Origin of the sequence: Ursidibacter maritimus (assembly GCF_009761395.1) — a bacterium.
GTDB lineage: Bacteria > Pseudomonadota > Gammaproteobacteria > Enterobacterales > Pasteurellaceae > Ursidibacter > Ursidibacter maritimus.
Genome location: NZ_LEKN01000001.1, coordinates 223,307 through 244,400, shown reverse-complemented (window position 1 = coordinate 244,400; position 21,094 = coordinate 223,307). Strand labels below are relative to the sequence as shown.

18 protein-coding genes and 1 pseudogene are annotated in these 21,094 nt (G+C 37.5%); 9 read left to right on the top strand and 10 right to left on the bottom strand.

All coding sequences use genetic code 11. The features are described 5' to 3' along the window. The first annotated feature begins 101 nt into the window (after positions 1 to 101). From dut to crp, 4 genes are read left to right on the top strand one after another with little or no spacing between them, the layout of a single operon-like run. Positions 102 to 557, top strand: coding sequence for a dUTP diphosphatase (gene dut, locus A1D26_RS01170; protein WP_157402292.1), 456 nt, complete (start codon positions 102 to 104; stop codon positions 555 to 557). Positions 558 to 600: 43 nt separating this feature from the next. Further along, positions 601 to 1,206, top strand: coding sequence for a nucleoid occlusion factor SlmA (gene slmA, locus A1D26_RS01165; protein WP_157402291.1), 606 nt, complete (start codon positions 601 to 603; stop codon positions 1,204 to 1,206). Positions 1,207 to 1,226: 20 nt separating this feature from the next. Continuing rightward, complete coding sequence (locus A1D26_RS01160) at positions 1,227 to 1,451, top strand: YheU family protein (RefSeq protein ID WP_157402290.1); 225 nt, start codon at positions 1,227 to 1,229, stop codon at positions 1,449 to 1,451. Positions 1,452 to 1,509: 58 nt separating this feature from the next. After that, complete coding sequence (gene crp, locus A1D26_RS01155) at positions 1,510 to 2,184, top strand: cAMP-activated global transcriptional regulator CRP (protein ID WP_157395383.1); 675 nt, start codon at positions 1,510 to 1,512, stop codon at positions 2,182 to 2,184. Between the two features lie 223 nt (positions 2,185 to 2,407). On the opposite strand, the gene A1D26_RS01150 is transcribed toward crp, so the two are convergent. Continuing rightward, on the bottom strand, positions 2,408 to 3,799 hold the full coding sequence (locus A1D26_RS01150; protein WP_157402289.1) for an MATE family efflux transporter: 1,392 nt from the start codon (positions 3,797 to 3,799) through the stop codon (positions 2,408 to 2,410). A gap of 58 nt (positions 3,800 to 3,857) precedes the next feature. Beyond that, complete coding sequence (gene rluA, locus A1D26_RS01145) at positions 3,858 to 4,526, bottom strand: bifunctional tRNA pseudouridine(32) synthase/23S rRNA pseudouridine(746) synthase RluA (protein ID WP_157402288.1); 669 nt, start codon at positions 4,524 to 4,526, stop codon at positions 3,858 to 3,860. Positions 4,527 to 4,751: 225 nt separating this feature from the next. Here rluA and A1D26_RS01140 point away from each other — a divergent pair, with 225 nt between their 5' ends. After that, positions 4,752 to 5,390 (top strand): tellurite resistance TerB family protein, encoded by a 639-nt coding sequence (locus tag A1D26_RS01140; RefSeq protein ID WP_157402287.1) that lies wholly within the window; start codon positions 4,752 to 4,754, stop codon positions 5,388 to 5,390. Positions 5,391 to 5,569: 179 nt separating this feature from the next. Here the strand turns inward: A1D26_RS01140 and rraB are convergent, their stop codons facing one another. From rraB to rne, 8 genes and pseudogenes are all read right to left on the bottom strand, one after another. Beyond that, positions 5,570 to 5,995, bottom strand: coding sequence for a ribonuclease E inhibitor RraB (gene rraB, locus A1D26_RS01135; protein ID WP_157402286.1), 426 nt, complete (start codon positions 5,993 to 5,995; stop codon positions 5,570 to 5,572). 3 nt (positions 5,996 to 5,998) lie between these two features. Then, positions 5,999 to 6,625: a ribosome biogenesis GTP-binding protein YihA/YsxC gene (yihA, locus tag A1D26_RS01130; protein ID WP_157402285.1), complete on the bottom strand. Its 627-nt coding sequence runs from the start codon at positions 6,623 to 6,625 to the stop codon at positions 5,999 to 6,001. 507 nt (positions 6,626 to 7,132) lie between these two features. Further along, positions 7,133 to 8,623: a surface lipoprotein assembly modifier gene (locus A1D26_RS01125; protein WP_157402284.1), complete on the bottom strand. Its 1,491-nt coding sequence runs from the start codon at positions 8,621 to 8,623 to the stop codon at positions 7,133 to 7,135. Between the two features lie 136 nt (positions 8,624 to 8,759). Continuing rightward, positions 8,760 to 10,328, bottom strand: coding sequence for a transferrin-binding protein-like solute binding protein (locus tag A1D26_RS09525; RefSeq protein ID WP_198303020.1), 1,569 nt, complete (start codon positions 10,326 to 10,328; stop codon positions 8,760 to 8,762). A 228-nt stretch (positions 10,329 to 10,556) separates the two neighbouring features. After that, positions 10,557 to 11,225 (bottom strand): hypothetical protein, encoded by a 669-nt coding sequence (locus A1D26_RS01115; protein WP_157402283.1) that lies wholly within the window; start codon positions 11,223 to 11,225, stop codon positions 10,557 to 10,559. A gap of 66 nt (positions 11,226 to 11,291) precedes the next feature. Continuing rightward, complete coding sequence (locus tag A1D26_RS01110) at positions 11,292 to 12,035, bottom strand: hypothetical protein (protein ID WP_157402282.1); 744 nt, start codon at positions 12,033 to 12,035, stop codon at positions 11,292 to 11,294. Between the two features lie 92 nt (positions 12,036 to 12,127). After that, positions 12,128 to 12,286, bottom strand: a complete 159-nt coding sequence (locus tag A1D26_RS09725) for a hypothetical protein (RefSeq protein WP_394370216.1) — start codon at positions 12,284 to 12,286, stop codon at positions 12,128 to 12,130. A gap of 149 nt (positions 12,287 to 12,435) precedes the next feature. After that, positions 12,436 to 15,013 (bottom strand): annotated as a pseudogene (gene rne, locus A1D26_RS01105) (ribonuclease E); the annotation flags it as partial. A gap of 848 nt (positions 15,014 to 15,861) precedes the next feature. Here rne and rpsU point away from each other — a divergent pair. The 4 genes from rpsU (at position 15,862) to A1D26_RS01085 (ending at position 21,047) form a co-directional block, all read left to right on the top strand. Further along, entirely contained in the window at positions 15,862 to 16,077 is a 216-nt protein-coding gene (gene rpsU / locus A1D26_RS01100) for a 30S ribosomal protein S21 (RefSeq protein ID WP_157402281.1), read from the top strand. Between the two features lie 147 nt (positions 16,078 to 16,224). Then, a complete protein-coding gene (gene dnaG, locus A1D26_RS01095; protein WP_157402280.1) occupies positions 16,225 to 17,973 on the top strand; it encodes a DNA primase in 1,749 nt (582 codons plus the stop codon). A 104-nt stretch (positions 17,974 to 18,077) separates the two neighbouring features. After that, the gene (gene rpoD / locus A1D26_RS01090; RefSeq protein ID WP_157402279.1) at positions 18,078 to 19,946 is read left to right on the top strand and encodes an RNA polymerase sigma factor RpoD; all 1,869 of its coding nucleotides are present in this window, start codon (positions 18,078 to 18,080) and stop codon (positions 19,944 to 19,946) included. A gap of 93 nt (positions 19,947 to 20,039) precedes the next feature. Beyond that, positions 20,040 to 21,047 (top strand): DUF3298 and DUF4163 domain-containing protein, encoded by a 1,008-nt coding sequence (locus tag A1D26_RS01085; RefSeq protein WP_157402278.1) that lies wholly within the window; start codon positions 20,040 to 20,042, stop codon positions 21,045 to 21,047. Positions 21,048 to 21,094 lie beyond the last annotated feature (47 nt).

Sequence of the window (21,094 nt, the reverse complement as noted above, 5' to 3'; positions counted from 1 at the left end):
AGATCACTTAGGTGAAGGAACTTTTCCAACTTTTGCCAAAGGTTCTTTAGTTAATTTATTATCAGCTTGAAATTCCGATTAAAGATTTACAAGGAAATAAAATGAAACAGATCGATTTAAAAATTTTAGATAGCCGTATTGGCAACGAATTTCCACTTCCAACTTACGCCACAGAAGGATCGGCAGGGTTAGATTTAAGAGCGTTAATCAATGAGCCATTAACGATTGGAGCGGGGCAAACGGTGCTAATTCCAACGGGCATCTCTATTTATATTGCAGATCCAAGTTTGGCGGCGGTAATTTTACCACGATCGGGATTAGGGCATAAAAACGGGATCGTATTGGGTAATTTAGTTGGCTTAATAGACAGTGATTACCAAGGTCCATTGATGGTTTCATTATGGAACAGAAGCCAAGAAGCCTTTACAGTGAATGTGGGAGATCGCATTGCTCAGCTTGTTTTTGTGCCAGTGGTGCAAGCTCAATTTAATATAGTAGAAGATTTTACGGCTACCGAACGTGGTGAAGGTGGTTTTGGCCATTCAGGTAAGCAGTAATAAGCGGTGAGTTTCTGCTAAAAATTTGTAAAAAGGGGATAAAATGACAGAAATTGTCGTGAAAATGCCAAAAAAATCTATTAAAGAGCGTCAGCAACAAGTGTTGGAAGTATTGATTAGTTTACTCAATTCTGAAACAGGGATGCAGCGTATTACAACGGAGCGTTTGGCAGCTGCAGTTGGGGTGTCAGAAGGGGCGTTATATCGCTATTTTCCAAGCAAAACCAAAATGTTTGAAGCTCTAATTGAGCGAATTGAATTTACTTTAACCAGTTATATCAATGCGAGTAAGCGAAAAGAAAACACTGAATCGGCAGTTAAAGCAATCTTACAAACTATTTTAGAATTTGCTCAAAAAAACCCTGGGGTGACACGCATTCTAACAGGGCACGCTTTGATGTTTGAAGATAAAGAGCTTAAAGCTCGTGTTGCTAAATTTTTTGATGGGTTAGAGCTACAGTTCGTTAATATTCTTCAGATGCGTAAGCTAAAAGAAGGGCGAGCCTTTGCCGATGAGCGGGCATTGGCAGGTTATTTAGTTAATTTCTGTGAAGGGCAATTTTTACGCCTTGTTCGCTCAAACTTTACGTTTAATCAGCACCAACACTTTGAAAAACAGTGGGCGTTGATTAAGCCACTTTTCTATTAGTTTTCTACATAGGATAGATAATGATTATTCCTTGGCAATCTTTGGAAGAAACAACGTTAAACAACATTCTCGACTCTTTTATTTTACGAGAAGGGACGGATTACGGTGTGAGAGAGCTTTCACTCTCTGAAAAACGAGAGAGATTACTTGCTCAGTTAAAATCTGAGCAAGTAGTGATTGTATGGTCTGAATTACACGAAAGCCTTGATATCAAAGATAAAAAATCTTTCTTAGGGAATTACTGAATTTGTGCTAAAATCACTCGGAGCAATTACGCTATAAATGGATTAAAAGGCTTATTATATGCAAGATGTTTCTATTTCTACTGCTCAACTTGAAAATGTGTCCCCTTTACCATCAATTCATGATCCAGCAGTAGAGTGGTTTTTAACCCACTGCCATATCCACCGCTATCCTGCTAAATATACGCTTATTCACGCAGGGGAAGATGCTGAATCGCTGTTTTACATTGTAAATGGTTCAGTTTCGGTGTTTATTAAAGATGATGACGGTAAAGAGATGCTCTTAACTAATCTTGGGCAGGGGGAGTTTGTTGGTGAGATTAGCTTATTTGAAGAGCGAACACAGCCTCGCACTGCTTGGGTTAGAACCAAAGGGAATTGTGAAATAGCGGAAATTTCTTATAAAAAATTTAAACAGCTTGTGCATTTAAATCCTGATATTTTGATGTATTTATCTGCTCAAATGGCTCGCCGTTTACGGATGACATCTCGCCAAGTAAGTAATCTTGCTTTTTTAGATGTAACAGGGCGTATTGCTCAAACTCTAATGAACCTAGCCAAAATGCCAGATGCGATGACCCACCCACAAGGTATGCAAATTAAAATTACTCGCCAAGAAATTGGACAAATGGTTGGGTGCTCTCGTGAAACAGTTGGACGCATTTTAAAAATGCTTGAAGATGATGGGCTAATTTCCGCTCATGGTAAAACAATAGTGGTATTTGGGACGAGATAGTCTAACTATACTCTAATATGATATTAAATGCCTTGATATATAAATGTAAAGGTATTTTGGGGTACTCACAAATCTCTAGACATTGTGCTAGAGGTTTGATTAATAGGGGATACCCCAAAGGTGTAAAGGTGTAATGGCACAATAGTGGTTATAGGATATGATTTTCTACAACTTATTTTGTGAAAATACTATAAAAAGACTAGCTATTTTGGTCTATTACAACCTATTTAATCCTTTCCAAACGCTGAATTAACGTCTCTTCGGGGACAGCTTGAATTTTTCGCATTTGATAGAATAGTAATGCAGCTGCAATACTCAAACTAATGCAGAACATAATCCAGAAACCGCTTGCTGCCATTGGTTGGCCTAGCCAGTCAGTCATCGACAAAATATATCCAAAGGGCATTCCCACTAGCCAATAGCAGAAAATCGTAATGGCTAGAGTGGGATTGGTATATTTATAACCGCGTAAAATACCATTACACACCACTTGTAAAGCATCAGGAATTTGATAAATCGCTGCAAAAATCAGTAGGCTTGATGCAATTGCAATAGAAGTTGGATCACTTGTAAATGCGTGTGGGAGTAAATTTCGACAAAGAAAAATCACCGCAGCAAAGAAAATCGCTAATATTACTCCCGTAAAGAGTGCGTGATAGCTGAGATGTTTTGCTCCTTCAATATTTTTTTGTCCAAGTGTCTGCCCAACAAGAATTGTCGTCGCAATCCCAAAAGAGAGTGGGATCATAAAAAAGAGAGAACTTGTCTGTAACGCAATTTGATGGCTTGCAACCACTTGTGCCCCTAAAGGTGAAATAATGAGAGATGATGTAGCAAATAACATTACTTCCGTAAAAAGAGCAAAACCAATAGGAGTGCCCAATTTAAATAGCTTGAGCAAAGTTTCTCGGTTTGGCATTTCGATCCACTTATCGAATAACTTAATATCTTTTTGGGGTTGGTTGGTATAGCAGTAATGTAGCATCAAGCCAAACATTATCCAATTCACAATAGCCGTTGCGACACCACAGCCAACTGCTCCCATTTCGGGTAAGCCGAATTTTCCAAAGATAAAAATATAATTCAGTGGAATGTTAAGTAATAAACCAATGAAAGTAATGATCATCGCAGGCTTAGGGTTAGATAAACCATCATTCATACAGCGTAAATTTACGGATAACAATGCAGGGATAAGCCCGACACTTAATGCAACTAAATATTGTGCAGTTTTACCAGAAAACTCCGCAGGTGTTTGCATAAATTCAAGAATAAGATTGCTATTCAAATAAATGGTAATAAGTGGAATACTTAAACCAATTACAATCCAAAAACCTTGACGAATCTGGTGGACAATTAAATGGCGTTGACCTGAACCATTTAGGTAAGAAACTGTTGGGGTAATGGCATTTAAGATCCCTAAAACAAATAGAAACAGAGGAAAGTAAATAGAATTGCTAACCGCAATTGCTGAAACATCAGCATCACTGACTAATCCAGCCATAATAATATCTGCCAATCCCATTCCTGAAACTGCTAGCTGAGAAATAAAAATAGGCGTTGTCAGTTTTAACAGCCGTTTCATATTTTCAGGATATTGTTGCCATTGAAAGTTCATCTTATTTCTCCCTTTTCATTTTTTAGTTTCTTGTTCGCCAGTTTAATTTATTGTGTTTCTAAAAATCAGGGTCAACATTAAAAGTCATTGGTTCACCTGTAATCGGGTGAGTAATAGATAGCGATTGTGCGTGTAAACAAAGCCTTGGAGCCAAACTTCTTGCCAGTGGATTTGCATAAAATTTATCGCCTAAAATAGGGTGTCCTAACGCCAAACTATGCACTCTTAATTGATGTGAACGCCCTGTATATGGAGTTAATTTTACCCTTGTAATGTTATTCGGATAATGTGCAAGAATTTCATAGAATGTTACCGCTTGTTTACCTCGCTCAAAACAGATTTTCTGACGAGGGCGATTTTCCCAATCACAAATTAACGGAAAATTGATTGTGCCAGTATCGCCAACGCTCTCGCCTAATTTACCCCATAGTAACGCTTGATAATGCTTTTTCGGCTCACGTTCACGAAATTGACGCTTTAACTCTTTTTCTGCCTGTTTACTTAATGCAAACAGTAAGATCCCACTTGTTGCCATATCTAAACGATGAGCAGGCTCTGTAAAGCCATATTTCTGTTGAACTCGAACCATTGCACTATCCTGATATTCAGGCCGATTTCCTGGAACAGAAAGTAATCCACTCGGTTTATTGATTACCAAAATATGATTATCTCGATAAACTTCATCTAGCCAAGGGTCTGTTGGAGGGTAATATTCGATAAGTGCCATAATGCTTGTTATAAATTACGTCATATAAATTTCGTCATTCTAACAGAGATTAAGACTAATCCCTAAAAGAATGGAAAATATTATCTGACCGATCTTTTGACTGCACTAGGGAAAAATATATTTCCTAGATGAGTTAAAGCAATATAACTTTAAATAACTGAATTATTTTGAGTTTTAGCGGTCTAGTCTATCGACCAATTTTTTAATCAACGTTAAGGAAAGAATATGAATTTTAATCAAATTTTAAATACCGTATTAGGCACCGTGAAACAATCTGCGGGCAAAATCAATAAACCAAGTGAAAATACAGCAGATACAATCACTAAAATTGGTGGTGGTGCTGCTTTAGCGGGTATTTTATCAATGGTATTAGGCAGAAATGGTGGAGCAAGCCTAACAAAACTTGGCTCACTCGCTGCATTGGGCAGTATTGCTTACCAAGCCTATCAAAATTATCAAAAAGATCAGGCAAATACTCAGCAACAAGTGTCTGAAGCTGCATTTACTTCAACATATCATAGCGAAGAAGAACGTAGTAATGTAATTTTGCGCACAATGATTGCAGCAGCACTGTCTGATGGCATACTTGATGAACACGAAAAAGCATTAATTGAGCAAGAAGGGGGTAATGACCCTGAATTACAACAATGGCTATCACAAGAAATCGCAAACCCTATTCGAGTTTCCGAGATCGCTAGCATTGTCGGTAACGATGTTGCATTAGCAAGCCAGGTTTATTTAGCCGCTCGTGTTGTTTGTAAAGAACTTTCTCGTAAAGAGATTGTATTCTTATCACAACTCGCCACAGCGTTAAATCTTGATGACGCTTTAGTTGAACAACTTGAAAAACAAGCGGGCTTTTAATTATATTTTTTACAAAAAATGGCAAGGCTAATTCCTTGCCATTTTGATTTAAGCGGAAAATAGGACAGATTGCATCTACTCATATGTAGAAGATCAGGGCGGTGACCATTGATTAGAAATAGACTTAGACTTAAGTAGTGAGTTCTGCAAAATTTTTTGCCTATCCGACCGCTTGTTAATTAACGGCGTTCATCCTCGAAATCGTCATCTTCATCATCGAAGAATTCACCGTCTTCACCATATTCATCTTCATCGCTGTTTGGATCTTCAAAATAGGTTCCCCAACCTTCGTATTCTGCTCCTGCTTTTTCAATCAAGGGCAGTAACTCTTTTTGCTGTGCGGTGATCAAGTCAGCATTTAATTCAATTTCACTGACAATGTCACACACGAAAATAACTTTACCATTTTCTTCTTCAAGTTCTTCAGCTTCAGAAATTTCGTAGCCAAGTTTATAGGCATCAACCACTAATTTTTCTAGTTTATCAAAATCGTGGTGGGCTACGTGGTGCTCAATAATATAAAGTGCTTCAGGATCTGAACCATCAGCGAGTAAGTCTTCGATAATTTCATCGGTGGTTTGGCGTAATTCGGTTAAATCGTACATTGTTTATTCCTCTATTGTGGCAAATACTTCTGCAAACCAAGTATCAAGTTTGTTAGCTAATTTATCAATACCAATACGGTTTAGGGCGGAATAGGCTTCTACTTGAACATCACCTTGGAAAGGTAAAATAGCTTCTCTGACCATTTTCACTTGCTTACTTCTCGCACTTTGGCTCAATTTATCCGCTTTGGTTAAAAGTAATAGCACTGGAAGTTCTGATGCGACTGCCCATTCGATCATCTGTTGATCGAGATCTTTTAATGGGTGGCGAATATCCATTAAAATCACCACGCCACGCAAACAATTTCGTTTCTGCAAATACTCGCCTAAAGCATCTTGCCACTGGCGTTTCATCTGTTCAGGTACAGCGGCGTAGCCATAACCAGGTAAATCAACGAGCTTACAGTTTGGCTCAACTTCAAATAGGTTGATAAGCTGAGTTCGACCTGGGGTTTTTGATGTGCGAGCAAGGCTTTTTTGGTTAGTGAGTGCATTTAATGCGGTTGATTTTCCTGCATTAGAACGCCCTGCAAAAGCAATTTCTACGCCATTATCTTCAGGTAAATGACGAATATCAGGGGCAGAAGTTAAAAAATGGGTTTTATGATAGTTAAGTTTAATCTCTGTCATTTTTTTCTATAAAATTAGTCTGTTTATTTCAGTATTGTGTGACTATTCTAATTTATCTCGTCGCAAATGTATCCCTAAAAATTTTTTAACGATGGAAATTCATTATTAAACATACTTAATTGCTAGAATTTTTTCATCTTTGAAATAGGTTTTTGCCAGTGATTTGGACGTTGTAAACTGGGGGCGCGTGAGAGTTTGCAATCAATACTCACAAATCAAATGATCCGGATGGGAGAAACGATATACTGACAACGGTTGTATTGTTTATTTTAACTCATTTAAGATATAGGTGGGGATAAACCCGACCCGTATTATATAATTTCTTAGCTTATATATACGTATTGGTTTGCACAGATTGGATTATAATCTAACAATAGTTAGTCCTAATTCTCCACTTCTTATTTTATTTTTGAGGCTGAAGCAGATTAACAGGAATACTGTACTGCTTCAACTTTAAAGTATTTATTAACAGCAATCTTAGCTATGAAGCTACTCTTTTAAGAACAACTAAAAACTTTTGTTTACATTTAAGAAAATCTGTTTCTTATCATAAGAATATATAGCAATATTACTATCTGTTTTAGAGTAATTAAATGTTAATCTTGGTGTTAAGCCCCAGAAATGTAGATTTTTATTCCATAGCGAAATAGATGCAGAATATTCCTTATTTTTTTGTTTCATACCAAAGAAAGTTTTTTCTTTGTAGTTACGTTTACCTACTCCTAAGGTAGTAGAAGTCGCAAAACCTTTACCCCATTCCTGCCCCCAGGTTAGTCTTGTGCCAATTCGCTCGTAAGAGTTAGTATCATCTTTAGCTGATTTTTTAGCTGTATCAAGAGCCAATGACCAGTATTGTGTAGCACTTGGTAAATACATTACGCTATTAGACAGACTATGAGATGCACCATTATATTGTTTGCTATAACTCAATCTATCATACATTTCATAACCAAAGTCATAAGAGGACGTATATTTCCAGTTCTGATTTAGCCAATACGATAAATTAAATACTGCACCATAGGTGTTAGAATATTTTTTTAGAGACTTGGTTGAATTAGCTCCACCAGCATACCAGCGTTTATCAATATAAGGAGTTAAAGACAAATCTAATCTCGCATTAGAATAGCCGATACCTAGTCCAACATGAGCATTGACATCATTATAGTATTTATTATCCCAATAATATTTAGTGGATAAATTGCTATCAAAGGCAATATATTTACCGTTACTCAGATTCCATTGCTTATTTGCGCCAACCCATGCAGAAACACCTTTTCCGGATTGTCTTGGAGACGAATACGTAATTGAATGACCATTTGGTAATGTAACTTTTGTTCCTTGTTTAGCTGCATTTGATAAATTTTTATCATTTAAAAAGGTACCACCAAAAGAAAAGTCCCATTCTTCTTTACGGTTGATTGCATTAATATAGTTATCAAATACCACAATATCTTGTTGTGATACGCCTCTTGAGGCTTTTAAGTGTTCAAATTGTTTTTTTGCAGCTTCAAATTCTTGGTTATAAAATAGTGTCTCAGCCAATTGAAAACGAATAAAATTGTTATCTGGAAATTTGGTATATAATGTTCGATAGGCTAATATAGAATCACTTAAATTCTTATCTCTTAATAAAATAGCATTTGCCCAATCAATTAAAGATGTATCCGCATTTGGTACTAAAGCATATAACTTAATATATCCTGGTAGAATACCAACATTTTTACTTATCAATGCTTTTACAAGTAAATCTTCTAATATATCTGGATTTTCAACTAATTCACGCCCTGTATATTGTACAACTACTTTATCACTTTCTTGCGAAATGTTGTCATGTCCAATCTGATTATTTCTTAGTAACTCCTTTTCAATTTTATCAGAATTAACAACTGGTTTCATATCTACACTCGTTTGGTTTGGGTCTTTATTTAGTTCCCAGGCAGCACCAGATATAGGAATAAGAGTTGAAAAAAGCGCAAGGTATAAAGGTTTTATATTCATTTTAAAATTCCTTAATAGTTATATAGTCATTTCTATAATGTACCTATAAATACATCATAGAAATGACTACAAACTCCTAAAAAAACAGTCCATATTAGATATGGACTGTTTACAATAAAGCTAAGTTAAACTAAAACTATTTGTTTTCGTCAGTTTTAACACCCCAAGCAGATCCTTCAGCAGGAGCTGAACCTGGTACATTTTGTACTTTAGCACCGAATACTGCACCCCAGCTATTTGCTGGATCGGTAGCTTTACTTGCTAATGAACCACCTAACTCTTGAGCTTGCTCACCAAATAAGTTCGCATTGAATGTACCTTCGCCACCACTTGAACGCATAGAAGTACCAGAAATACTTCCGTTATTTTCTAATTTACCATCAAATTTAGCGATTGTACTTGCACCATTGCTCCATACATCATATAAAGAACCAGCAACATTCTTAGTTGCTAAATCAATTTTAGCTGTAACGTGAGTACCACTTACTAAATTTGGCTGTGGGATTTTTGGCTCTGCACTTAAAGCATTAGGAACTTCTTTGCTTGGTGCTTTTTTCTCTAATACAGGTGAATGTTTGAAACCATAAGTTACTGCATGACCTTGGTAAGTTAGGCTACCAGCATTAACTTTTTGACCTTTGCCATTATATGTTGCATAATCACCCGCTAATTTAGCCGCTAGGTCTGCATTATAAGCAGTATCACCAACACCACGATAGAAATAGCTATCCTCAGTACCATTTACACCATATTCACCGTAGCTAACAACTTTAGTTTTATATGCACCTGTATCTAAGCCATTTTTAGTATCTTCACGCTTAACCTGATCTAATTTCGATGTTACACGACCATATTGAACATGACTTAACTTAGTACCTTCAGTATATGCACCTCTTTGGTCTTTCTTACCGAAAGGAGCGTTTGCTAATGCACTTTCACTACCAATTACCTTACCATTTGCATCTTTACCTACTAAAGAATTACCATCAACAAAGGTTCTGTGTCCATAAACTTCAGCAACAGTTTTAGTACGATCACGTAAATCAGCAGCTGTATGAACACCACCTACAACTTGATCATTAGAGATATATACTTTACGACCTTCTTGGTAAACCAAAGCTAAGCCAGAATCTGTACCAGCAGTAGATGTTTTAGTTTCGTTTGCTGTTCTTACAACACCGCCTTTAGTATTACCAGCAGTTTTGTAAATATGGTTTAATTTGTGTTGACCACTAGTATTGACTGTGTTACCACGGAAATCAAAATCTTCTAAGTAACCAATAGGTGCTGTTGGATCTGTAACATATGTATCACCTTGTTTTTTCAATGGTACCGATACAACGATAGTATCTAAACTTGGATATAGCTCAATACTCATATTGTCTGAACGACCAGTAGAGCTAGATGCCAAATCATTCTCGATATTTAAAACAAAATTAGATTTGTTCTTTTTAACTAATTTGTGACCTACAGATGTAGTAGCTTTAACTTTTTCTTCTGCTGCTTTAGCTGCTGCTGCTTTAGCTGCTGCTGCTTTAGCTGCTTTATCTGCTGCCTCTTGTGCTGCTTTAGCTGCTGCTGCTTTAGCTGCTGCATCTTTTGCTGCTGTATCGTCACCACCTTTGCTACCACCAGAGCTACAAGCTGCTAATACTGCAGCTGAGATTAACGTTAAGCTAAATTTAACAAATTTGTTTTTGTTCATAATTTTTTAACCTTTATATAAAGTTATTGAGTAAAGACACTCATAATATCTTGAACTATTATTAAAATACAATAGTTCCCCTTTTGTATACAAAAGACCGATTAGTCTTTCAGACGTAATTTACACCAAAGAATAAGAATGAGATCAATCGTTATTTCCACTTTAAGGTTAAAATGCAACCAAATAAAGTATGTATAATACACAAAATAAGCTCTCTAAAGCCTCAACTTATTTTTCAGTTTTAGGCTCTTCATTGCTCTCCACAGCATTCGGGGCTTCTTTCGTTCCACTTTTAAGATCAGAAGCTACATTTTGAATTACTTTTCCTGCACTGTCCATTTTATCTGCAATGACTTCTTTGGCATCTTTTAATGTTGAGCTTAAAGACTCTTTCACTTCACCTAACGCTTCAGATAACTTACTTTTCTTTTCTGATGTAGTTTTTTTCACCTCTTCAACTACTTCTGCAACCGCTTGTTTTGGCTGACTTAACTTAGCTTCAATAGCTTGCTTCACTTCTTGCCATTTATCGTCTGAAATTTTTCTTGCTTCTGCCACTTGGCTTTCTACTGAATTTTTCATTTCTGTCAGCTGTTTTTCTGTTTCTTGCTTAATTTTTGCAATTCTTTCTTCTGCAGATTTGTTTGCTTCTGCAACTTTTTCATCTGCTTGTTGTTTTACTTGAGCTACTTTTGCATCAGCTTCTTCATATGCTTTAGCTATATGTTCTTCAGCAATTTTCTGGATTTCGACTAACTTCTCATTTGCAACTTTTTCTAATTGAGCAAATTTTTCTTGAGATACCTTTAAATCTGCTTCGAGTTTACTTTTTCCATTATCACAAGCAGTTAAAGTAAAAACAGTTCCCAATGCAATCGCTAATAATGATTTCTTCATTTTAAATTCCCCTATGTTTTCAATAAAATAAAGGCACAGAAAACTGTGCCTAAATATAAACTAAAATTATTTGGTTTCAGTTGAAGGTTTTATTTCTTCTACTTTTTCACCAACAGCCTTCATAGCATCTTTTGCTTCAGAAACTGCATTTTTCATTGCATCTTTAGCTTCTGCCATTTTTGTTGCCGCTGCATCTTTCATTTCAGTTGCTTTTGTCGCTGCCGCATCTTTAGCTTCAACTACAGCTGCTTTAACTTCTTCTGTTTTTGCTGCCGCTGCATCTTTCATTTCAGTTGCTTTTGCTGCTGCCGAATCTTTAGCTTCAACTACAGCTGCTTTAACTTCTTCTGTTTTTGCTGCCGCTGCATCTTTCATTTCAGTTGCTTTTGCTGCTGCCGAATCTTTAGCTTCAACCGCAGTTGCTTTAACTTCTTCTGTTTTTGCTGCCGCTGCATCTTTCATTTCTGTTGCTTTTGCTGCTACCGCATCTTTAGCTTCAACCGCAGCTGCTTTAACTTCTTCTGTTTTTGCTGCCGCTGCATCCTTCATTTCAGTTGCTTTTGCTGCCGCCGCATCTTTAGCTTCAACCACAGCTGCTTTCACTTCTTCTGTTTTTGCTGCCGCTGCATCCTTCATTTCAGTTGCTTTATCTGCTGCCGCATCTTTGGCTTCAACAACCGCTGCTTTCGCTTGCTCTACTTTAGTTTCTGTTGCCTGTTTAACTTCTGCGGCTTTCTCTTTTGCTTGGTCACAAGCTGCTAACGTTAAAGTTGAGCCTAATACTAATAATGCTAATAATGATTTTTTCATAATCAATTCCTTAAATTGAAGGGTTAAACGATGCAATTAGAGAGCCTTTTTTGAAAAAAGTTCACAATGACTCTCTATTTATCATCATTTGATTATTCTTGCACCGAATTGGTTGTTCTTGATGCTGAATAAACGTGACTTACTGCGCTACTATGCCCACCAAATCCTTTTCCGTAGAAATAGTATTTAGAACCTTGCCACTCTGTAATTGGGAATGGTTCGGTCTGCTCATCAGAAGATGCAGCAATCACCGTATCCGCTTTAGTATGGCTAACTCGAGAGAACGTGCCTAATTTACCTTCAAATTGATAATTGCTTTGGTAAATTCCAATTACTTGCTCCGTTTGCTCCACATTTGCTACATCAACATTTGATTGAATCTTATCGCTTTCAACTAACTCAATATGGCGACGTTCGTGATTTTCTTTTACTAGATCGCGATTTGTAGGTTGAGAAACTACTAAGCCAAATGGCTCAATGGTTGTAACATCTGATGTTAATTGAACATTCTCACTAGCTACAGACTCTTTTGGATACTGGTGCTCTTTTACCAAATCACGATCTGTTTCTTGGGTAACAACAGTACCGAAAGGCGTGCTACTTTCAACTACGGGTTGAACACTTTTCTCTTGTTGTTGCAACATTTCATCAACAGATAAGAATGTTGGTTTTTCTTCTTGTCTTACTGTTTCGCAAACTTTTACCCAGATCTTACCGCTTGCAAATTCAGGCGAGGCAACAGCTGAAGTCAATGGCATTGGTGCTTTAACTTCATCTTTACGTTCACGACGACGTTGATTACCCACTCGTAAATGACGCGGTAAACGACGCTGACGAGATTCTCGTCCTTCACTCCGTTCTTCAGTTTCGGCTGTTGTAATGACAGGTTCAACATTATCTACTTTTGGTTCAACAAATTGCTGAATGCTAGCAGCTTTCGTTGCTTTCACGTCATTGGTTGGTGCTTCTGCTTTTGCAGTTTCAACTTTTGCTACTTCTTGGGTATTGTCAGCCACATTTTCAACTCGTACTTTTTTGCGTAAATCGCGACGTTGGCGACGCTCTGCAATTTTGGTATCTCGCTCTTTTTCTTGAACTGCAACCACTTCTTCCACAACTTCTCGGCGCTTTTTCGACTCCGTTGATTTCGCTTCTTCTTGTGGTGCTTTACGCTCTTGTCGCTCGTTACGAGTAGGACGTTCACGGCGTTGCTGACGGCGATCTCTTGAATTACGCGTTTTACCTTTTGTTTTCTTCTCTGGCTCTTTCGGCGCTTCGCTAAACCACCCTTTAATTGTTGCCAATAAACGACTAATCAATGATGGTTTTGCTGGCTCAGTTGGCGTTGGTGCAGGTTGAAGATTTAACTCTGTACTCTGTAATACAGACTCTACTGTTAATACAGGCTCATTACGGCTCACTAAAGCATCTTCAGAATGATGATGTGTTTCACAATTATCTTCAGATTTTTCTTGATAACGTTTCGCTAAATCATAACTCAACGTTGGAACAACTTCATTTTCACGCAAACGATACACACTAAAGTGTGGTGTTTGCATACTTTCTGTTGGTACAACAATCACTTGAACATTATGACGTTTCTCAATATCACTGATAGCTTTACGTTTTTCGTTCAACAAGTAAGAGGCAATTTCAACTGGAACAATGGTATGTACCTGAACAGAGTTCTCTTTAATTGCTTCTTCTTCCACTAAACGCAGAATAGATAAAGCGATAGATTCATTATCACGAATTTTTCCAGTGCCTTGGCAACGTGGGCAAACGTGTGATGAAGCTTCACTCAATGATGGGCTTAAACGCTGGCGAGACATTTCCAATAAGCCAAAACGAGAAATACGACCAAATTGAATTCTTGCTCGGTCTTGGCGAGTGGCTTCACGAATACGATTTTCTACTTCACGTTGATGACGAACTGGCGTCATATCAATAAAGTCAATGACAATTAAGCCCCCTAAGTCACGTAAACGGAGTTGGCGAGCAATTTCATCAGCAGCTTCTAAGTTAGTATTTAATGCTGTTTCTTCAATATCACCACCACGAGTTGCTCGTGATGAGTTAATATCAATTGCCGTTAAGGCTTCAGTGACATCAATAACAATTGAGCCACCAGAAGGTAAACGCACCTCACGTTGGAAGGCGGATTCAATTTGTGATTCAATTTGATAATGACTGAATAGCGGTACTTCACCTTCGTATAAGCGCACACGATTGATAAAATCAGGACGCACTAAACGAATATGATTTTTTGCTTTTTCAAAGACTTTTTTGTTATCAATTAAAATTTCACCAATGTCACGACGCAAATAATCACGAATTGCACGTACAATCACATCGCTTTCTTGGTGAATTAAGAATGGTGCCGGGCGAGACTCTGCTGCTTTTTTGATCGCCTCCCAATGGTGAAGAAGAACTTTTAAGTCCCATTGTAACTCTTCTGGTGATTTTCCAACGCCAGCAGTGCGGACAATTAGACCCACATCATCAGGAACTGTCAAGCTATCTAATGCTTCTTTCAGTTCTAAACGTTCATCGCCTTCAATACGGCGAGAAATCCCACCAGCTCTCGGGTTGTTTGGCATTAAAACCAAGTAACTACCCGCTAATGAGATAAAAGTAGTGAGTGCCGCACCTTTGTTACCACGTTCTTCTTTACCCACTTGGACAATCACTTCTTGTCCTTCTTGGATAATGTCTTTGATATTTGGGCGACCTTGGAAAACATAACCTTCAGGGAAATATTCGCGTGAAATTTCTTTTAACGGTAAGAAACCATGACGCTCTGCTCCGTAATCAACAAAAGCGGCTTCAAGACTGGGTTCTACTCGGGTAATTTTCCCTTTGTAAATATTGGCTTTTTTCTGTTCATGACCTGGACTTTCAATATCCAAATCGAATAAACGTTGCCCATCAACAAGAGCAACTCGCAACTCTTCTTTTTGAGTTGCATTGATTAACATTCTTTTCATTGTGTTTTCTCATTATTGTTTTATTTTGTAATACACACTTGTCTTTTTCGTACTAAGCCGATAGTGGCAATCTCCCGATTGTCTTAATAATGTAATATCAGACAAGCTGTGCCTATGATGATATTTTTTATGTCTTACACTCAAAAACTTTTGGCTGCATAATCAATCAGTTATGCCTGTTTAATTGAAATAACAAGCGGTGTTTTCTTCCCTATTTTTTGTAAAACTGCCGAGCAGTCCGCATAGCGAGAAAAACGTGCCATTATGGCATTTAACGCAGAAAATAGAAAGGTAAAACAGAGCGATTTTTTGACAAATACCCGGGTAAGATCATACTTTCCATAATTTTATGATCTAATAGCGATTTATATGCAATCTCAGTACGAGTCATAAAATGAATGTTTTCAGTTTTTTCGACAATTTATTGGTTTCTCGAACATATAAAAAAATACTTTTATATCAGTAATTTAGATGTTGATGCAGAGACATTAGTGATAGGCGAGAGCAAAAAATCTAGCCATGTTACATCAATTATCCTTGCCGCCTTAAACTTGGAATGATTACAGTGGAGTATGCCGAGAAAGATAACGAGAGCAAATTGATGTAATGAGTTTAGATATCGCCTGTTGCTCGGGCATGGCTTGAAAAATGGGCAACATATACTATTTCCCCTTGATAAAATCAAAATTCGCTGTAACTAGTTCTTTACTTAATGATTATACTGCGGTAAAATGGCACACCTTTTTTAGTTCTATGCTGCTGACGATTATGGCTAAAACAGACTAATCGAAATAGATTGCAGCTTATTTTAAACATATATTTCCTTGAGGTGATGGCATATGCCAGTAATTAAAGTTCGTGAAAATGAATCATTTGACGTTGCATTACGTCGTTTCAAACGCTCTTGCGAAAAAGCGGGTATTTTAGCAGAAGTTCGCGCTCGTGAATTCTACGAAAAACCAGCTGCTGTACGTAAACGTGAGAATGCATCTTTAGCAAAACGTCACGCTAAACGTAATGCTCGTGAGAACGCACGTAACACACGTTTATACTAATTTAACGTTTTAACGTTATTCAAGAAACCGTGAAACCAATTGGAATCACGGTTTCGGCATTTATAAATATCCCATTTTATAAGCATTTATATTTTGCAAAATTTTTATAAAATCTAACCGCTTATTATTCTCTCGCAAGGATATTCAATGAAAGGCACAATTCCACGTTCATTTATTGATGATCTTATTGCTCGAACCGATATTGTTGAGCTTATCAACAGTCGTGTTAAATTGAAAAAGGCTGGACGTGATTATCAAGCCTGCTGTCCGTTTCATCACGAAAAATCTCCATCATTTACCGTTAGCCAATCCAAGCAGTTTTACCACTGTTTCGGCTGTGGGGTACATGGTAATGTGATTAGCTTTTTAATGGAATATGACAAACTTGAATTTCCTGAAGCGATAGAAGAACTTGCTGCATTACACGGACTAGAAGTTCCACGTGAGAATGTGTTAAATAGGGATGGAAAGCCACAAACGAGTTTACAAACCAGACGTAATCTATACGAATTACTTAATGCGGTTGCCCAATTTTACCAACAACAGCTAAAGCAAGACCAAGCCAGTCAAGCATATTTGGACTATCGTGGCTTATCTACCGAAATTATTCAACGTTTTGAAATCGGATTTGCACCTAATGCAATGGATTCTGTCTTGCGAAAATTTGGGACAAGTCAAGATGAAGTCCAGAAATTATTAGATACAGGAATGCTTTCTAAAAACGATCGTGGAAATGTTTACGACCGTTTTCGTAACCGAGTAATGTTCCCGATTCGAGATAGACGTGGACGAGTAATTGCATTTGGTGGGCGAGTGATGGGCGATGAAAAACCGAAGTATTTAAACTCACCTGAATCGACAACTTACCACAAGGGTAACGAACTCTACGGTTTATACCAAGCCTTACAACATAATGAGAAACCCGATTTTCTATTTGTAGTGGAAGGCTATATGGATGTCGTTGCGCTTGCTCAATATGGTATCAATAATGCCGTGGCATCTTTGGGTACAGCCACGACAGGCGAACAAATTCAGCAGATGTTCCGTTGCACAGAGCAAGTAATTTGCTGCTATGATGGCGATAGAGCGGGTCGAGATGCGGCTTGGCGAGCATTAGAAAATTCCCTACCTTATTTACACGATGGTCGCCAGTTAAAGTTTATTTTCTTACCTGATGGGGAAGATCCTGATACTTTTGTTCGTCAGCAAGGAAAAGAAAGGTTTGAAACCTATTTACAACAAGCACAAACATTAAGCGATTTCTTATTTAACTCACTATTAGCAGAAGTCGATCTTTCAAACAAAGAAGGGAAATCTAAACTCGCATCACTAGCGATCCCATTGATTAAGCGTATTCCAGGTCAAATGTTGCAAGTCTATTTACGCAATATTTTAGGACAAAAATTAGGAATTTTAGATCCTGCTCAAATTGAAGCGCTTCTACCGCAACAAGTAAATAGCACAAATGCTGGTCTTAAAACACCTAAAATTGAACGAACACCAATGCGGTTGTTAATCGGCTTATTATTACAAAACCCATCCCTAGTGAGCTTTGTTACTGAAGAAATTATTTTATTAGAGCAACTAGATGAAAAAGGAACACCACTCTTCTTAGAATTAGTGGATATTTGCCGACAGCATCCGGGAATGACCATGGGCGGATTACTTGAACATTTACGAGAAAGTGAGCATTATCGCGCCCTTGAAATGCTAGCAAATTGGGATCATTTAGTTGCACCTGATAATATTGAAGAAACGTTCAAAGAAACCCTCAGATTTTTTTATAAAAAGTTTGTGAACCAAGAAATTGAACGATTACAAGCTAAAGATCGCCAATCTTCCTTAACACTAGAAGAAAAACAGGCACTGATTACTTTGCTTTCTATGAAAAATTAAGCGGTTACTTCCAAGGAATTTTTTACAAAGCTACATATCAAGGGTAAAGAGTGGTATAATCCATCACTATTTTGTCCTCGTAAAATGCAAAAACGGATACAACTATGGAACAACAGTCTCAATTAGAAGAACAACAATCTCAGTTAGAACTGCTTATCGCTCAAGGGCGTGAGCAAGGCTACTTAACGTTATCAGAAGTTCACGACCATCTTCCTGAAGAGCTTGTCGATGCCGATCAAATCGAAGACATTATCCAAATGATCAACGATATGGGGATCAAAGTATTAGAAAGAGCACCTGATGCGGATGATTTAATGCTAGCAGGTGGTATACCAGATGAAGATGTCGTAGAAGAAGCCACAAAAGTGCTTTCTACTGTGGAATCGGAATTAGGGCGAACAACCGATCCTGTGCGTATGTATATGCGTGAAATGGGGACAGTTGAACTTCTAACTCGTGAAGGTGAAATTGATATTGCTAAACGTATTGAAGATGGTATCAATGCGGTTCAATGTGCAGTTGCTGAATATCCAGAAGCATTAAGCGAATTTATCGGACGCTATATCGAAGTAGAAGCTGGTACAATGCGTCTATCTGATTTAGTGACCGCTTTTGTTGATCCAAATGTAGAAGAAAACGTTGTTTTAGAAGAGATTGATGTCAATTTAGATGACGAAGAAAATTCAGAAACTGTTGCCGATGTAGATGATGAAAATGAAGAAGATGAAAGCGATGGCAGTTCTGATTCTGGTGATGATAATAGTATCGATCCAGAATTAGCTCGCGAAAAATTCAATGCATTGCGTGAACAACACGAGAAAGCATTACAAACCATCCAAAAATATGGACGTTCAAGCAAACGCTCACGAGATCAAATTCAAGCCTTGTCTGATATTTTCAGAGAGTTCCGTTTAGTGCCAAAACAGTTCGACTTATTAGTTGAATTTATGCAAAAAATGATGAAACAAGTGCGTGTGGAAGAACGTCAGATTCAACGTTATGCCGTTGAATATGCACAAATGAAGAAAGCAGATTTCTTAAAAGCATTCCAAGGCAATGAAACATCAGACGAATGGATCGAGAAAGCAATCAATGCGAAAAAAGGTGCGGTTCCAAAACTTGCCGATTATGCAGAACAAATCCGCATTAACATTGTGAATCTACGACAATTAGAAGAACGCTCAGGACTAACGATTACTCAAATTCGTGAAATTGGCGGACGTATTTCTGAAGGCGAATTAAAAGCTCGCAAAGCGAAAAAAGAGATGGTTGAAGCAAACTTACGTTTGGTTATTTCTATTGCCAAGAAATACACAAATCGTGGTTTGCAATTCCTTGATTTAATCCAAGAAGGAAATATCGGCTTAATGAAAGCGGTCGATAAATTTGAATATCGCCGTGGTTATAAATTCTCAACTTATGCAACTTGGTGGATCCGCCAAGCAATTACACGTTCGATTGCCGACCAAGCTCGTACAATCCGTATTCCAGTGCATATGATTGAAACAATCAATAAACTGAACCGAATTTCTCGTCAATGTTTACAAGAAATGGGACGAGAAGCAACGCCTGAAGAACTCGCAGAGAAAATGGGAATGCCTGAAGATAAAATTCGCAAGGTGTTAAAAATTGCTAAAGAGCCAATCTCGATGGAAACACCAGTCGGTGATGATGACGATTCACATTTAGGTGATTTCATTGAAGATAGTACATTAGAATTACCATTAGATTCAGCAACAGCAGAAAGCTTGCGTATTGCAACTAATGAAGTTTTAGAAGGTCTAACACCGCGTGAGGCGAAAGTACTGCGTATGCGTTTTGGTATTGATATGAATACCGACCATACTCTTGAAGAAGTGGGTAAACAGTTTGATGTAACTCGTGAGCGTATTCGTCAGATTGAAGCGAAAGCATTACGCAAACTAAGACACCCAAGCCGTTCGGAAACATTGCGCAGTTTCTTAGATGACTAATTCTTTTCCCTTGCCTCATTGGCAAGGGATTTTTTTATCTTTCGCAAAATAATTTTGGAAAGCAACCGCTTATATATCATTAAGGAGAACATTATGAAAAAATCATTAATTGCGATGCTGATTTCTTCAGTGTTAATACTAACAGCGTGTGAAGATACTAACCTTCCACAAAAAGTATTTGAGGCAGAGAAAAAAATTGTTCAACTAGAAACAGACTTCAAAAAATCACAAGCAGATTTAAGTGCGACAACAGAAGAGCTTAATAAACTGAAAAGTGAATATGAAACACTGAAAGGCGAATATTTTACGGCTAAAACTGAATTAGATAAGAAATCAGTTGGTTTTCCTACATTACAAGTAGAAATTAACCCGATCTTTAATAAATCTGAAACCGTTAAGCACCCGAAAGATCCAACAGATGAATACTATCGTGAAGAAACTGGCGTCAGTGTTTTTGCTTCTCTAGCGACTACAAAAGTTGATTGGTTAGATCAGCTCCTTTTAAAAGAGGCGTTTAAATATGTACAGGCAGAAAATGAGACTGTACCGACAGAGCTTACGCAAGAAATTATCAAAGAACGCTTAGAAAAAGATTACAATGAGTTAGTTGCAGAAGCGAAAGAGGATAAACCGATTGGCTTAAGTTATAGTCTTGAAAGTAGTTATCTTGGGCAACGTAACAACATTGCTACATTTTCAATGGTTCAGCACACTTATTCGGGTGGAGCTCACGGAATGTATTTTACTCGATACATCAATGTGGATGCCAATAAAAAAGCCGTCATTCAAGTCGATGATCTAGTTTCTCCTAAAAATCAGGCTCAGGTTAAAGAAATGTTATGGCAAAACTACCGTAGTGATCGCTTAAATGAACAAGGGCAATATGACGGCTATGCAAAAAAAGAAGATATTGAAATTTCAGAAAACTTCTATTTTGCCCCAGAGGGAATCTATTTTGTGTATTCACCTTACCATTTAGGGCCTTTTGCGGAAGGAGAAGTTGAAATTGTGCTAGATTGGTATTCTGCAAATAAACTGATCAATATCTCTTATCAACGTACAGAAAAAGATGGCTATGGTTTGAACCCAAACGAAATGTAATTAGGTTATAAGTATTAGAAGCGGTTGGATTTGCAAAGAAATTTACA

What these genes read in the sequence shown, in the direction of transcription:
- dut (WP_157402292.1), top strand. Translation starts at nt 102, where the DNA reads ATGAAACAGATCGATTTAAAAATTTTAGATAGCCGTATTGGCAACGAA.
- slmA (WP_157402291.1), top strand. Translation starts at nt 601, where the DNA reads ATGACAGAAATTGTCGTGAAAATGCCAAAAAAATCTATTAAAGAGCGT.
- A1D26_RS01160 (WP_157402290.1), top strand. Translation starts at nt 1,227, where the DNA reads ATGATTATTCCTTGGCAATCTTTGGAAGAAACAACGTTAAACAACATT.
- crp (WP_157395383.1), top strand. Translation starts at nt 1,510, where the DNA reads ATGCAAGATGTTTCTATTTCTACTGCTCAACTTGAAAATGTGTCCCCT.
- A1D26_RS01150 (WP_157402289.1), bottom strand. Translation starts at nt 3,799, where the DNA reads ATGAACTTTCAATGGCAACAATATCCTGAAAATATGAAACGGCTGTTA.
- rluA (WP_157402288.1), bottom strand. Translation starts at nt 4,526, where the DNA reads ATGGCACTTATCGAATATTACCCTCCAACAGACCCTTGGCTAGATGAA.
- A1D26_RS01140 (WP_157402287.1), top strand. Translation starts at nt 4,752, where the DNA reads ATGAATTTTAATCAAATTTTAAATACCGTATTAGGCACCGTGAAACAA.
- rraB (WP_157402286.1), bottom strand. Translation starts at nt 5,995, where the DNA reads ATGTACGATTTAACCGAATTACGCCAAACCACCGATGAAATTATCGAA.
- yihA (WP_157402285.1), bottom strand. Translation starts at nt 6,625, where the DNA reads ATGACAGAGATTAAACTTAACTATCATAAAACCCATTTTTTAACTTCT.
- A1D26_RS01125 (WP_157402284.1), bottom strand. Translation starts at nt 8,623, where the DNA reads ATGAATATAAAACCTTTATACCTTGCGCTTTTTTCAACTCTTATTCCT.
- A1D26_RS09525 (WP_198303020.1), bottom strand. Translation starts at nt 10,328, where the DNA reads ATGAACAAAAACAAATTTGTTAAATTTAGCTTAACGTTAATCTCAGCT.
- A1D26_RS01115 (WP_157402283.1), bottom strand. Translation starts at nt 11,225, where the DNA reads ATGAAGAAATCATTATTAGCGATTGCATTGGGAACTGTTTTTACTTTA.
- A1D26_RS01110 (WP_157402282.1), bottom strand. Translation starts at nt 12,035, where the DNA reads ATGAAAAAATCATTATTAGCATTATTAGTATTAGGCTCAACTTTAACG.
- rpsU (WP_157402281.1), top strand. Translation starts at nt 15,862, where the DNA reads ATGCCAGTAATTAAAGTTCGTGAAAATGAATCATTTGACGTTGCATTA.
- dnaG (WP_157402280.1), top strand. Translation starts at nt 16,225, where the DNA reads ATGAAAGGCACAATTCCACGTTCATTTATTGATGATCTTATTGCTCGA.
- rpoD (WP_157402279.1), top strand. Translation starts at nt 18,078, where the DNA reads ATGGAACAACAGTCTCAATTAGAAGAACAACAATCTCAGTTAGAACTG.
- A1D26_RS01085 (WP_157402278.1), top strand. Translation starts at nt 20,040, where the DNA reads ATGAAAAAATCATTAATTGCGATGCTGATTTCTTCAGTGTTAATACTA.